This window comes from Solimonas sp. SE-A11 (assembly GCF_030345715.1).
Lineage (GTDB): Bacteria > Pseudomonadota > Gammaproteobacteria > Nevskiales > Nevskiaceae > Solimonas_A.
Genome location: NZ_JAUASX010000002.1, coordinates 1 through 13224, shown reverse-complemented (window position 1 = coordinate 13224; position 13224 = coordinate 1). Strand labels below are relative to the sequence as shown.

Sequence of the window (13224 nt, the reverse complement as noted above, 5' to 3'; positions counted from 1 at the left end):
GTCGGAGCAATAGCGGAGTCGTTTGATGGATAGCGTGCCGAACAGCCGCAAGCAGCGCATCTCCTGGGCCTTCTACGATTGGGCCAACTCTGCCTTCGCCACCACGGTAATGGCCGGCTTCTTTCCCCTGTTCTTCGCCCAGTACTGGGCTGGCGACCTGGCTCCCGGCGAGCGTACCTTCTGGCTCGGCGTGGCCAGTTCGGTCTCCAGCATCGTGGTGATGATCCTGGCGCCGCTCCTGGGTGGCCTGGCCGATCGGCGCGGCTACAAGAAGCGCTTCCTGTTCGTCACCACGCTGCTGGGCGCCTGTTCCACCGCGGCGATGTACTGGGTGGCCAAGGGTGACTGGGGCACGGCACTGCTGCTGTTCACGCTGGCGTCCATCGGCTTCTTCGCCGGCACCTCGTTCTACGACTCGCTGATCGTCAACGTGTCCTCCGAAAAGGACATGGACCGCACCTCGGCGCTGGGCTATGGCCTGGGTTATCTCGGAGGCGGCCTGCTGTTCGCGCTCAACGTGTTCATGTTCCAGAAACCGCAGAGCTTCGGCCTGGACAACGGTGCCGAGGCGATCCTGCTGTCGTTCCTGATGGTGGGCATCTGGTGGGTGCTGTTCTCGCTGCCGCTGTTTCGCAACGTGCAGGAACATCCCAAGCCTTCGGCGGGCAACGACTGGCAGGAGCTCAAGGCGACGTTCCGCCTGATCCTGACGATGAAGCCGGTGCTGTATTTCCTGGCGGCCTACTGGCTCTACATCGACGCGGTGGACACCATCATCCGCATGGCGGTGGACTACGGCGTGAAGCTGGGCTTTGATCCCGGCTCGCTGATCAAGGCGCTGCTGCTGGTGCAGTTCCTCGGCTTCCCGGCGGCGGTGGCCTACGGCTGGCTGGCGGACCGCTTCGGCACCAAGACCATGCTATACGTGGCCATCGGCATCTACATTGGCGTGACCTGCTGGGCCTACACGCTGCAGACCGAGGCGCAGTTCTACTGGATGGCGGCGGCCATCGCAACGGTGCAGGGCGGCATCCAGTCGTTGTCGCGGTCCTACTACGCCAAGCTGATTCCGCCTGACCAGGCCGGGCAGTTCTTCGGCTTCTACAACATGCTGGGCAAGTTCGCCGCGGTTCTGGGTCCCATCGTGGTGGGCCAGACGGCGCTGCTGGTGGACAACCAGCGCCTGCCGATCCTGACCTTGCTGCCGTTCTTCGTGATCGGCGCGTGGTTGCTGAGCAAGGTGGACGGACCGGAAACGCGCAAGCCGGCCTAGGCCAGGGTTCAGCGGGGTGGCAGCTCTTCGACGGCAAAGTCTTCCGGTCGCTTCGCGCCCACCGTGCGGTAGAACTCGAACACCGGGCGCATATCCTGCTCCCAGTCGCCGGTAGGGCGGAACAGCCATTTGATGCCGGCCTGCTTGCGCTGGTAGTCGATGTAGGCCACCGCTACCGGTACTTTCGCGGCCTGCGCCATGTGCCAGAAGCCGCGCTTCCATGACGTGACCCTGGAGCGGGTGCCTTCCGGTGTCAGCGCCAGCAGCAGCTTAGGGCGCGACTCGAACACGCGTACCGTCTCGGCCACCACTCCACCGGGCACGCTACGGTCCACGGGAATGCCGCCGACGCGGCGGAACAGTCCGCCCAGTGGTCCCTTGAACAGGGTGTGCTTCCCGAAGAAGTTGAAATGCAGCTGCGTGACGAAGATCGCCGCGAGGCCGTAGACGAAGTCCCAGTTGGAGCTGTGCGGTGCCGCGATGATGATCAGCTTGGGTTCGTCCGGCAGGCGCACATCGACGCTCCAGCCCGCCAGGGTCAGGATGCTGCGGCCGATCCAGTAACGGAAACGATTGGGTGCCCGCGGAACGGAAGGGCCCGCCATCACGATGAAGCGCTCGGCCTGCGCGGGTGCCATCGGCTTCAGGTCCGTATCTCCTTGACGGCCTGCGCCAGTGCTTCCTGCAGCACAGGCGTGGCACCTTCCAGATAGCGGAGCTGCTGGTAGATGGTTGCAGCGTGGCGCACGGCGTCGCCCAGTTCCGGGGTCTCCAAGGCCACGCGTTCGGCAAAGCTGCCGGCCCCTTCTGCAGGGCGCTGTGCGATGCCGGCACGCAGCAGGCGTTTCTGCAGTTTTGCCCACAGCCTGACCGCCACTTCCTGGTTTTGAGCGGGCGCGAACTGTCGCAGCAGCAGCAGTCCGATGACGCCCAGGATCAGGCTTGCGGATACGGTCAACGCGATGATCATGCCGCGCCAGTCCTCGATACCGATACGCCGCATCAGATCCATCTGCACTTCCGGTCCGTAGGCGAGAACCCATCGGTTCCACTGGGTGTTCATCCAGTCCCACTGTGCGGTCAGGTTGTCCCGGATCCAGTTCCATCCTCCCCGCTTCAGGAAGCTGGGCAGTTCGCCGCTGGCCTGCATCGCCTCCGATAAGCCGAGCTCGATACGATTGGGCGCCACGGCGGCGGTGGGGTCGACCCGCACCCAGCCCTTGCCCTCCAGCCAGACCTCGCTCCAGGCATGGGCGTCGGCGTCGGTAATGCGGAAGAAGCCGCCCAGCTCGTTCTTCTCGCCGCCCTGGTAGCCGGTCACCACCCTGGTGGGAATTCCGGCAGCGCGCATCAAGAAGGTGAAGGCGCTTGAGTAATGCTCGCAGAAGCCGCGACGGGTTTCGAACAGGAAGTCGTCCACGCTGTTGCGGCCCAGGGGGGGCGGCTGCAGGGTATAGACGAAGGGCTGCTGCCGGAACATCCGCAGCGTGGCCTGGATGATCGCCTGGGGTGTGGCGTGCTCCGCTTGCAGTCGCCGGGCGAGCGCGATCGTGCGGGGGTTGAAGCCGCGCGGCAGCGAAAGGTTGATTCGCCGGGTGAGATCCGGGAGTTCCTTTTGCAGGATGTGGTTGGGATGGGAGGTCAGCACGTGCAATTCGCGCGAGATGATGTCCCGGCCCTTCATGAGCTGGTACTCGGAGGCGATGAAGCTTTTATCGGGCCGCGTTGCGGGGTCGGGGACGTCCAGTGCGAACAGCCAGGGGCCGCGATGCGGTTCCACGATGATCTCGTAGCGCACCGCGGGAGGCAGCAGTTCCACCTCCGGCATCTGGACTCGCTGCGAAACGCCGCTGGATTTCCAGGCGCGCCCGTCGAAGCTGTCGAACACCGGCCCGCGCCAGTAGCGTTCACGTGGTGCCGGTTCGTGGTCGAGGAACTTGACCGAGAAGGCGTGGCGGTCCGACATGATCAGGTTGGAGATGTCGCCGGGCGCCATTTCGTTGGACATGCCGCTGAGTGAGGCGCCGGCATCCGAGGGGATGCCCCAGAGCGGCCCGGGAACACGCGGAAACAGCAGGAAGAACAGCAGCGTCACCGGCAGGGATATCGCCACCATCTTGCTGCCGCTTGCCAGGATCCTTTTCAGCGGCAGCGCTTCGCCAGGGTGATTGACGTCGATCAGCAGGGCTGTGATCGCGGAAGCGCAGACCAGCAGGTAGATCGCGGTCCATATTTCCTGAGAGTTCAGGAAATGGGTCAGCAGGATGAAATACATCAGGAACACGGTGACCATGACGTCGCGGCGGGAGCGCATCTCCAGCAGCTTGAGTACCGACATGATCATCAGCAGGGCGATGCCGGGGACTTGCCCATGGATGCGGCCATAGCTGGCGTAGATGCCCACGAGCGACAGCACGGCGATGCCGGTACGTAGCCAGGGTGGAGGCAGTTGCCACTGGCGCAGTGCGATCAGCAGCCTCCATCCGAGGCCGGCGACCACGAGTACCGCTTCCCAGGTTGGCAGGCTGGGCAGGTGGACGACCAGCACCAGTGCCAGTACCGCGATCAGGCGCAGCAACGAGACTTGATTGAGGTAGTCGGACAGGGTTGCGGCTTTCATGGCGGGCAGGCGAGGGATCAGGCCGGCTTGTACAGGGCGAGTGCGCGCAAGCAATCGTTCTGGTGCATCTCGCCACGGCCGGGCTTCAGCACCAGGCCGGGCAAGCGCAGGCCGTAGGCATGTTGCCGGTCTTCCATGTCCAGCACCCAGCGGGTCAGCTGGGAGAGGCGGGCCTCGGGGTCGAGATCGCCCAGGCTGTCCCACTCCAGCCACAACTCCTGGTCCAGCAGTTCGGTGAACTGCTTGACCATCGGCGCGGTCGGCGACTTGGGCAGGCTCTTCCAGTGCACCGATTTCATCGGATCACCGCGATGATAGTTGCGCAGGCCGGCGAACTCGTCCTGGCCGGCGATGTTGCTGGGCATCTGCCCGATCGCACCCGAGGCGGGCGGCGGCATCCGCCCGGCGGCGGCCGGCTTCGGATACACCAGGCAGGCCATATCCAGCTCCGCCCAGGTCCAGGCATGGAACAGGCCCAGCGGAAACTCGGTGGACAGGCTGAACACCCGCGCCGGCAACCAGCCCCGCCGTTCCGCCGGCAGCGCGATGCGCAGGGTAGCCGTGCCTTGCGCGGGTACATCGGTCATGACGGGCGGCTGGGAGTCCTTGGGCCAGGCCAGGGAGAAGCTGTAGCGCTGGGCGGGAGCCGGGTTGTCCACCAGGATCTCGAAATGCGCCACCTCTCCCGCGAACACGGGCGGTGCCTTGCCGGACCGCAGCTGGACATTCACCAGGTTGCCATGGGTGTGGTGCATGCACACCAGCCCCAGGGCCCCCAGCAGGAAAGTCAGCAGGAAGCCCATGCTGTTCGAGTAGTTCATGGAGCCCAGCAGCATCACCAGGCCCATGAAGGCATAGCCATAGCCGAAGCGCGTAGGCACGATGTAGACGCGCGTTCGCGGCACCTGAATGGGGCCGGGCTGGCGCTTGACCCGCGCCATCACCCAGGCGTCGATGCGGGCCTGGGCAAAGCGGATCGGGTGCAGCAGGAGCTTGAACACCAGCCAGGGTCGCATCGGTTGCCGCTCAGGGGATGGCGACGCGGGCCAGGATGTCGTCGGCGTTGGGCGCGCCGCCCTCGCGCTCGCTGGCCGCGATCAGTCGGTGGTTGACCACCGCGGCAAATACCGCCTGTACGTCCTCCGGCAGCACGCCTTGCCGGCCGGCCAGCAGAGCCCAGGCCTGGGCGGCACGCTTGAGCGCCAGCGCCGCGCGCGGCGACAGGCCCTGCCGCAGGCCGCTGTGGTCGCGCGTGTGGCGCACCAGGGCCAGGATGTAGTCCACCAGCGCCGGCATGACGCGCACGACTTTGACCTGCGCCTGTAGTTCCAGCAGTTGCTGCGGCGACAGGGCCGGCGGCACCTCGGCCAGCAGATCGCGCCGCTCGCGCTCCAGCAGCAGGGCCTTCTCGGCCTCAGCCGCCGGGTAGCCCATAGAGATGCGCATCAGGAAACGATCCAGCTGCGATTCCGGCAGGGGGAAAGTGCCGATCTGGTGGGCCGGATTCTGTGTGGCAATGACGAAGAAGGGATCGGGCAGGGGGCGGGTCTCGCCTTCCGCGGTTACCTGGCGTTCTTCCATGGCCTCCAGCAGCGCCGACTGGGTCTTGGGGCTGGCGCGGTTGACCTCGTCGGCCAGGACCAGCTGCGAGAAGATCGGCCCTGCATGGAAGCGGAAGCCGGCCGCCTGCGGTTCGTAGATCGACACGCCGATGATGTCCGCCGGCAGCAGGTCGCTAGTGAACTGCACACGCTGGAAATCCAGGCCCAGGATCTTGGCCAGGCTCAGCGCCAGCGTGGTCTTGCCCATGCCGGGAATATCTTCGATCAGCAGGTGTCCACGGGCGAGCAGGCAGGCGGTCGCCAGGCGGATCTGGTTGTGCTTGCCGAGGATGATCTGGTTGAGCGCGTCGAGCGCCGGCTGGATGGCGTGGGTCATCGGGGTCTGGGTCGTCTGGATGTCCCAGTGTATACGCACCGCCACTGGCTGCGGATGAATGGCAATTCCGGGCCGCTGCAGTTCCTTTGCGGTGTTTGCGACCCCGACGGAACTGGGCCACCATACCGGGCATTCAATACCCGGAACCGGAGAGCAGGTGGACCGATACAGCCGCGAACTGAACCGCGAACTGGCGCACGCGACCGACTACCGCACCTGGTACGAGGCTTCCGATGAGCTGGATCGCCGCGACGGCCTTACCGAGTGGAAGGAGGACGACACCTCCAACGACTACGACTGGCGCCTGATCCGCTCGCGCCTGCGTCAGATCCGCCAATACCGTGAGGACCGGTCCTGGATCAAGCTGATCCACCACCTGCGCCAGGGCCTGCACTGGAACCTGGGCAACACTGGCAATCCCGAGCTGTATGGCATCTGCCGCATCAGCACCAAGCACCTGATCCGCGACTACATCACCGAGGTTGCTTCCGCCCTCAACGAACTATGCGACCTGGAGCTGGCGGAGTTTCCGCACGCCGCCAAGCTCAAGTTCTTCGAGGAGGTCTGGCAGTCCTACGGTCGCTCTGCCCTGATGCTTTCCGGCGGCGCTACCTTGGGCCTGTTCCATGTGGGCGTGGTCAAGGCACTGTTCCGCGAGGGCCTGGTGCCCGCGGTCATGTCCGGCTCCAGTGCCGGCTCCGTCGTCGCCGCCACCGTCGGCAGCCGGGCGCCGCATGAAATCGAAGAACTGATGGACCCGGAGAGCGCGTACTATCACTTCTGGCGCATCCTGCCGGTTCGTCACATGCTGCGACGGGGTGCCGTCATGGACCAGAGCCAGCTCAAGCGCGCCATCGCCAAGAACGTCAAGGACCTGACCTTCGAGGAAGCCCAGAAGCTGTCTGGCCGTATCACCAACATCACCGTCTCGCCGGCGGGCGTCAACCAGCAGCCCCGGCTGCTCAATCACCTGACTTTCCCTTACCTGTACATGCGCGAGGCCGTGCTGGCGTCCTGTGCGGTGCCCATCCTGTTCCCGCCCGTCATGCTCATGACGCAGGACGAGAACGGCGAGCGCGTACCCTACATGCCGTTGCTGCGCTGGAACGACGGCTCGCTGAAGTCCGACCTGCCGACCTTGCGCATGCGCCGCCTGCACAACGTCAATCACTTCATCGTCAGCCAGACCAATCCGCACGTGCTGCCCTTCGTGTCCAAGCACGAGCCCAACACCCGTGGCCTGCTGCGCTCGGCGCGCGCCTACGCTTACGCTACCGTCAGTGGCCAGGCCAAAGGCATCCTCGACCTGGCGCGCTCCAACATGCCCAACGGCGTCTTGCGCACGCCGCTGGACACGGCCAGCTCGATCCTGGACCAGGACTACCGCGGGCACATCAACATCTTCCCCGAGGTGAGCATCTGGCGTTATGCCAACGTCACCGCCAACCCCACGATGGAATCGATCAAGCGCTTCATGCTGGAAGGCGAACGTGCCACCTGGCCGCGCATCGAGATGATCCGCAACCAGACCCTGATCAGCCAGACGCTGGATCAGTGCAAGGAAAAGCTGGAGAGCGTGGGCGCCGTGGTCGACGTGCCGCGCGGCAAGCCGGAGTTGCGGGTGGTGAAGCGGAAGTAAGGTCGTTCGTCAGTGAAAAAGCCCGCCGAACGGCGGGCTTTTTCGTTGGCGGTCTTCATTGTCCAGCCGTGCTTGCTTGCATGCCGCAGGCCGCCTGCGCTGGCCGGAGAATTTAGTGGGGTTGGACTGCCAAGAAAGTCTCACCTGACGACCACGTCAGATTGCTGAACCGTCTGCACTCCTGTTCACTCCGGATTTATTGGTTTATCCGGAATGTCATCCATGCCCACTCATACCATCCTGTCCGGCGGCGCTGCCCGCTGGGCGTTTCTCTGCTTCCTGCTCGTGGTATCCAGCCTGGGCTACACGCCCTTAGCATCAGCAGCTTGCCAGGAAGAATTACTACAAGTTGGCACCACTCCTGATTATTTTCTGCACCGTGGGCACTGCGACCTGAGGGAGGAAGCACAAGCGGCCTGTATATAGGTAGCCGCATCACACAACTACACCGCTGGGTATTGCGGCTCCTCTGGAAATACTGAATACAGTTATTACTCTGGAGGCGCGTTTCAGCATGCCGGACCGTTGACCGGTTCTCCCTACTTTGCTGCTCATTATAGGTATTGCCCGCAGCACAACACGCCCCGGCACGTCTATCAGAACGACACCCTGATCATCTACCGTACCGGCGGCCTCAACAGCGCCTACTGTCCGAAGCCTGATCCGGACCGCACCGAACCCCAGACCCCCGGCAGCGGCCAAGGCTGCCCGCGCCCGAGCAGCACGGGTGCCGTGCCGGCCTCGGGTCCCTCGCGCCTGCGCAGCAATCCGGTGGACTGCAGCGACGGCCGCAAGGTCCAGGACGAGACCGACTACCGCAGCGCCGACTTCGCCTGGCGCCGCGGCTTCGACGGGCGGGGCCTGCCGGCGGAGATGGACTGGCGCTTCGCCGTGCCGCGGCTGAGCGTCAGCCAGACCCTGATCTACGACGTCGCCGTGTTCACCTACGGCCCCTGGCGCCGCGCCTTCATCCGCCAGACCGGCCAGACCAACTGGACCAGCAACCGCAGCGACGACGGCAAGCTGGAAGTGGTGAGTGGCGCCAACGTCTTCCGCGAAGCCTCCGGGCGCCGCTACACCTTCGATGGCCAGGGCCTGGCGATCCTGATCACCGAACCCGACGGCCGCCAGACCTCGATCAGCCGCCTGAGCGGCAATGCCTGGGGCGGCGACACCGAGCAATGGCAGAGCGCCAGCGGCCGCAGCTACGCCGTCGCCATGGACCCGCTGGGCCGCATCCGCGCCTTCACTGACGCCGCCGGCCAGACCACCCGCTACCACTGGGATGCCCTGGGCCGACTGGCCTCCGTCACCCATCCCGACGACACCCCGGAAGATCCGGACGACAACCCCGTCCGGACCTACCTCTATGAAAACGAGCCGACGCCCCGGGCCTTGACCGGCATCCTCGACGAGAACGGCGACCGCTACGCCACCTACGCCTACGACGCCCAGGGCCGGGTGACGCTCAGCGAGCACGCCGGCGGCGCCGGCCGCACCACCTTCGAGTACCTCAGCCCCACCAGCACCCGGGTCCGGACCTACCAGGACGCCACGCGCTACACCGACGAACTGGTCACCCACGCCGTCTTCGGCACTCAGGGCTCGCGCATCACCGCAATCGGCTACGGCGCCTGCCCGGACTGCGGCCTGACGAACAGCACCGAGAGCTATACCTACAACAGCACGGGCGGCCTGAGCTCCCACACCGACCGGCGCGGCCTCGTCACCACCTACAGCACCAGCAACAACCGCGAGAACAGCCGTACCGAAGCCTCCGGCACGCCGCTGGCGCGGACCATCTCCACCAGCTGGAACACCACCTGGGATACGCCCTATCAGATCACCGAGCCTGGCCGTACCACTCGCTACTATTACAACAGCCTGGGCCAGCTGACGGAGTACCGCGTCCTGGGCACCGCCACACGCAGCACCACCTACACCTACCACGCCGGCAACCAGCGCCTGGCCACGATCAACGGCCCGCGGACCGACGTCTCGGACATCAGCAGCTTCGCCTACGACGGCCAGGGCAACCTGATCCAGGTCACCAATGCCCTGGGCCAGATCACCTCCATCACTGATCACGACGCGCACGGCAACCCGCTGCGCATCGTCGACGCCAACGGCGTCGAGACCCTGCTGGCCTACGACGCCCGCCAGCGCCTGAAGACACGAACCACGGCCGGTGAAACCACGAGCTTCGAATACGACAAGGTCGGCCAGCTCAGGAAGGTCACCACGCCGGACGGGGCCTGGCTGGCCTATACCTACGACGCCGCCCATCGCCTGACCGGCATCGCCGACCCGGACGGCAACCGCATCGCGTACACGCTGGACTGGGCCGGCAACCGCACTGCCGAGGCGGTCTACGACCCCTCCAACACGCTGCGCCGCAGCCAGGCCCGGCTCTACGATGGTCTCAACCGCCTGCGGCAGATCCAGGGCGGCAACGGCCAGCTCACGCAGCTGGGCTATGACGACAACCACAACCTGTCCAGCACCACGGTCGACGGCAGCCAGGTCACCACCCGCGGCTACGACGCCCTGGATCGCCTGATCCAGGTCACCGACCCGGGCAGCGGGGTGACGCAGTACGCCTACAACCCGCGGGACGAACTCACCAGCGTCACCGACCCGCGCGGGCTGGTCACCGCCTACACCCTCAATGCCAACGGCGACCTGACCCAGCTGCAGAGCCCGGACACCGGCACCAGCACGGCCACCTACGACTCGGCCGGCAATCTCAAGACCCGCACCGATGCCAAGGGGCAGGTCGTCACCTACAGTTATGACGCGCTCAACCGGGTGACGCAGGCGGTCTACACCGGCGGCCCCACGATCACCTACAGCTATGACCAGGGCACCTACGGCAAGGGCCGGCTCACCGGCATCAGCCGGCCCGGCGCCTCCTTGAACTGGACGTATACGGCCCAGGGGCGCGTGGCCAGCCAGACGCAGGTGGTGGGGGCTCGTACGCTGGTCACCAGTTATGGCTATGACCCACAGGGCCGCCTGGCCACCCAGATCCTCCCCTCCGGCAAGGTCGTGGGCTATGCCTGGAACCTCAACCGCCTCACCGGCATGGCGGTGGACGGCAACCCCGTGGCCAGCAACCTGCAGCAGGAGCCCTTCGGCGGTACCCGCCAGTGGGACTTCGCCAACGGCCAGCAGGTGCAGAAGAGTTTCGACCTGTCCGGGCGCCTAACGGCGCACAGCCTGGGGACCGTCGGCTACGACACGGCGGATCGCATCACCGGCCTGGCCCACGGCAGCCTCTCCCAGCTCACGGGCTCCAAGACCTACGGCTACGACAGCCTGGACCGGCTGACCGGCTACCTGGGGGCCAGCTTCAGCATCGGCTATGGCTATGACGCCAACGGCAACCGCAGCCAGCAGTCCGGTACCGCCGGCACCACCGACTACACGACCAGCCTGACCAGCAACCGACTGGACAGCCTGACTGTGGGCGGCGCCACGCAGAGCTTCACCTACGACGCGAATGGCAGCCTGCTCAACGATGGCAGCCACACCTACGGCTACGACAAGACCGGACGATTGGTGAGCGTGGATGCCACCGCCTACGCCTACAACGGCCTGGGCCAGCGGGTGAGCAAGACGGTGTCGGGCTCAGGCACGGTCTACGCCTATGACGAGGCGGGGCACCTGGTGGGCGAGTACGACGCGGCCACGGGCACCGCCATCCAGGAGACGGTCTGGATGGGCGATACGCCCATCGCGGTGGTCAAGGGCTCCGGCACCTACTACGTGCATGCGGATCATCTGAATACGCCCCGGCAGATCAACGATGCCAGCGGCGATCCGGTGTGGGTGTGGGACACGATCACGTTTGGATCGTCGAGCCCGGATGAGGATCCGCTGTCCACCGGCATCTCCTTCACCTACAACCTACGGCATCCGGGGCAGGTCTTCGATGCGGAGAGTGGGCTGTTCCAGAACTGGCATCGGGATTATCACCCGGCGCTTGGCAGGTATGTGCAGAGTGATCCGATTGGGTTGGCGGGGGGGCTTAATACCTATCAGTACAGCGCAGCTAATCCGATAGAGTTTAGCGATCCGGCGGGGTTGACACCTCTAGCGGCGACCCGTAACGGCTGGGCGATTGGAAGCAGTATTGGTAGGGGGATAAATTCGCAGGTAGAAGCCGTTACTGGCCTCCCTATTGGCGTACATATTTACAATTCAATTCACCCTGAGGATAGTCAGTCGTGCCCAACGGCTGACACTGGCGCACTGAAGAAGAGAGTGTGTCGCAATCCCAATGGATGCAATGGTAGGGAAGATCATCAGCGTAAGGTTCGAGATCTTACGCAACAGGCACTAGATGAAGCAGAAGAGGGTGAGCAAGTACTGCAGAACAGGAAAATTCAGGGGTACGACTCCAGGCGGAAGCCAGACGTTCAACTTGTGGACCGGCAAGGCAGGGCTCGGAAAATTCTAGAAGCGGAGCGTCATCCTAATAGCCTGCGTAGCAGAAATAGATCTGCAGAATATGATGATCTTGGAATTCCACATGAAACCTACCCATTGGATTAATCATGGCAAATGAGTTCAATATCTTTATTACCAAGAAAGAGCTTGAAACCCTTCTGCGTAAAGCACATGTAGATGGATTTAAGATTCAGGAAAGCAAGAAGCTCCCTAGCCCCAACGCCGAGTACTGCCTATCAGAAGCAGATATAGCCTCGGCCCTCGCACGAAAACAGCATGCCTTCTTGCTTGAACATGATGATTTCATGAGAAATCCCATTGAAATCATGCATGTAAAAAGGGGGGTGAGGGAATTTTGGCATCCCTTCTCCAGCGTGGGCGGCCCAGTTATCGAAGTTCACTACTTCGAGCCTTTTGAGGAAAACGGCCAACTTATAGTTCCGTGCTCCCTATTCTCTTATCTTTCCAAGACGAAAAATCCGCAATCTGGAATGGCGGAGAATGCGGGAAAAGATATCAAGCGCGTCTTCTCTGATTTTATTACTCCCTTAAAAGAGTCGTCGCGAAAGGTCGTAAGCACTAAGAGGTCAGCCTATGTGACCCCTCAGGTCGAGGATCTCCTTAAGTGCGGATGGAAACTTGCTTATCCTTTTGATCTCGTCCCGATCGTCTAAACCGCGCAGCACGTATAGCCCGTATAGGGCGGATCTTGACCCGCCTGTCGCGAACCTTCGCCATGCTGGCATCATCGCCGCATGCCGCGATATACCCTGACCCACCCCCTGAAAATTGTGCCACGCTGAAGTAGAAAAACCGGCAATCTGGGCCCCGTGGCGAAGACAGGGGTGTTCAGTGAAGAAGTCGCGGTTTACGGAAGAGCAGATTGCGTTCGCGCTCAAGCAGGTGGAGCTGGGTACGGGGGTTCCGGAGATCTGCCGCAAGATGGGGATCTCGGACGCCACCTTCTACAACTGGAAGAAGAAGTACGGTGGCCTGGGGCCCTCGGAGCTGAAGCGGCTGCGCCAGCTCGAGGAGGAGAATCGCAAGCTCAAGCAGCTGGTGGCCGACCTGAGCCTCGACAAGGCGATGCTCCAGGAGGTGGTCGCAAAAAAGCTCTAACGGCTCCCCAGAGACGTATCTGGGTGAGCCAATTGCAGGACCGCTTCGGCGTCAGCGAGCGCCCGACGTTACCCCGCCTTGAGTAGCGGTTTGGTTTAGAGCCCTGGGTTGATGGTAATAGCCTTTGCAGCAAGCTGCTTGGCGTAGACGGCGGGCGCCAGCCCGCCGAGTGCTTTCTTGGGT

General features: G+C 63.8%; 8 protein-coding genes and 1 pseudogene. 5 read left to right on the top strand and 4 right to left on the bottom strand.

The annotated features are described in order from the left end of the window. Nucleotides 1-25: 25 nt before the first annotated feature. Entirely contained in the window at nt 26-1273 is a 1248-nt protein-coding gene (locus QT386_RS03560) for an MFS transporter (protein ID WP_289272364.1), read from the top strand. An 8-nt stretch (nt 1274-1281) separates the two neighbouring features. Here QT386_RS03560 and QT386_RS03555 read toward each other — a convergent pair whose 3' ends face one another. Genes QT386_RS03555 through QT386_RS03540 form a run of 4 tightly spaced genes read right to left on the bottom strand, consistent with a single transcriptional unit; the run spans nt 1282 to nt 5831 of the window. Then, on the bottom strand, nt 1282-1911 hold the full coding sequence (locus QT386_RS03555; RefSeq protein ID WP_289272363.1) for a lysophospholipid acyltransferase family protein: 630 nt from the start codon (nt 1909-1911) through the stop codon (nt 1282-1284). A gap of 5 nt (nt 1912-1916) precedes the next feature. Further along, nucleotides 1917-3893 carry a DUF3488 and transglutaminase-like domain-containing protein gene (locus QT386_RS03550; protein ID WP_289272362.1) on the bottom strand — a complete coding sequence of 659 codons (1977 nt, stop codon included), beginning with the start codon at nt 3891-3893 and terminating at the stop codon, nt 1917-1919. Nucleotides 3894-3910: 17 nt separating this feature from the next. Then, complete coding sequence (locus QT386_RS03545; protein ID WP_289272361.1) at nt 3911-4909, bottom strand: DUF58 domain-containing protein; 999 nt, start codon at nt 4907-4909, stop codon at nt 3911-3913. Between the two features lie 10 nt (nt 4910-4919). After that, on the bottom strand, nt 4920-5831 hold the full coding sequence (locus QT386_RS03540) for a MoxR family ATPase (RefSeq protein WP_289272360.1): 912 nt from the start codon (nt 5829-5831) through the stop codon (nt 4920-4922). Nucleotides 5832-5988: 157 nt separating this feature from the next. Between QT386_RS03540 and QT386_RS03535 the strand changes: the two genes are divergently transcribed. The 4 genes and pseudogenes from QT386_RS03535 to QT386_RS03520 form a co-directional block, all read left to right on the top strand. After that, a complete protein-coding gene (locus tag QT386_RS03535; protein ID WP_289272359.1) occupies nt 5989-7470 on the top strand; it encodes a DUF3336 domain-containing protein in 1482 nt (493 codons plus the stop codon). Nucleotides 7471-7995: 525 nt separating this feature from the next. Next, the gene (locus QT386_RS03530; protein ID WP_289272358.1) at nt 7996-12027 is read left to right on the top strand and encodes an RHS repeat-associated core domain-containing protein; all 4032 of its coding nucleotides are present in this window, start codon (nt 7996-7998) and stop codon (nt 12025-12027) included. 2 nt (nt 12028-12029) lie between these two features. Continuing rightward, nucleotides 12030-12596 carry a hypothetical protein gene (locus tag QT386_RS03525; RefSeq protein ID WP_289272357.1) on the top strand — a complete coding sequence of 189 codons (567 nt, stop codon included), beginning with the start codon at nt 12030-12032 and terminating at the stop codon, nt 12594-12596. Nucleotides 12597-12774: 178 nt separating this feature from the next. Continuing rightward, a pseudogene (locus QT386_RS03520) lies at nt 12775-13038 on the top strand (transposase); the annotation flags it as partial. Nucleotides 13039-13224: the final 186 nt, after the last annotated feature.

Coding starts and splice junctions, on each gene's coding strand:
- QT386_RS03560 (WP_289272364.1), top strand. CDS start 26: ATGGATAGCGTGCCGAACAGCCGCAAGCAGCGCATCTCCTGGGCCTTC.
- QT386_RS03540 (WP_289272360.1), bottom strand. CDS start 5,831: ATGACCCACGCCATCCAGCCGGCGCTCGACGCGCTCAACCAGATCATC.
- QT386_RS03525 (WP_289272357.1), top strand. CDS start 12,030: ATGGCAAATGAGTTCAATATCTTTATTACCAAGAAAGAGCTTGAAACC.
- QT386_RS03550 (WP_289272362.1), bottom strand. CDS start 3,893: ATGAAAGCCGCAACCCTGTCCGACTACCTCAATCAAGTCTCGTTGCTG.
- QT386_RS03555 (WP_289272363.1), bottom strand. CDS start 1,911: ATGGCACCCGCGCAGGCCGAGCGCTTCATCGTGATGGCGGGCCCTTCC.
- QT386_RS03545 (WP_289272361.1), bottom strand. CDS start 4,909: ATGCGACCCTGGCTGGTGTTCAAGCTCCTGCTGCACCCGATCCGCTTT.